This is a genomic window from Paenibacillus sp. OT2-17 (genome assembly GCF_009827695.1).
GTDB lineage: Bacteria > Bacillota > Bacilli > Paenibacillales > Paenibacillaceae > Paenibacillus > Paenibacillus polymyxa_B.
Window position 1 is genome coordinate 1 of record NZ_WUDQ01000994.1, and the last position, 703, is coordinate 703.

Consider the following 703-nt stretch of genomic DNA (forward strand, 5'->3'; position numbering starts at 1 on the left):
GTTCGTCGATTCCCCGTTTGCGGAGGGGGAGAAACTGTACCGCTCGGGCGACTTGGCGACTTGGCTGCCGGACGGCAACATCGAATACCTGGGCCGGATCGACCACCAGGTCAAAATCCGCGGGTACCGGATCGAACTGGACGAAATCGAGACGCAACTGCTGAAGATCGCCGCCGTGCAAGAAGCCAAGGTGCTCGACTGCGACGACGCGAACGGCCAAAAGCAGCTTGTCGCTTACTATGTCGCGGAAACGAGGCTGGCGGCGCATGAACTCAAGGAGGAGCTCGCCAAGCAGCTTCCGGGGTATATGATTCCTTCGTACCTCGTGCAGCTTTCGGGGATGCCGCTGACCCCGAACGGGAAAATCGACCGCAAAGCGCTGCCCGCGCCGGAGGAAGCCGCGGTCGGAGGAGCGGAATATGTCGCGCCGAGAACGCTGCTTGAAATGAAGATCGCCCGCGTCTGGCAGGATACGCTTGGCGTTCCGCAGGTCGGCGTAAAGGATAACTTTTTTGAGTTGGGTGGCAATTCGTTAAGTCTGATGAGGCTCGTTCAAGCCGTTTATGATGAAACGGGATTTGAGATACCGCTGAACCGCCAATTCCATAATGTAACAGTTGAAGCCATGGCTTTCGGAGAGGATATTAAGGAACGACTACGTTTTAACGAAGGGAGGATTCATAAATGGGTCGCAGTCTCAAAA

The 703-nt window shown here is 56.0% G+C and carries 1 protein-coding gene; it reads left to right on the plus strand.

The genetic code is table 11. The features are described from left to right. Window positions 1-703 (plus strand): phosphopantetheine-binding protein (locus GRP75_RS28670; RefSeq protein WP_237449259.1); only part of this gene is annotated, 703 nt, incomplete at both ends.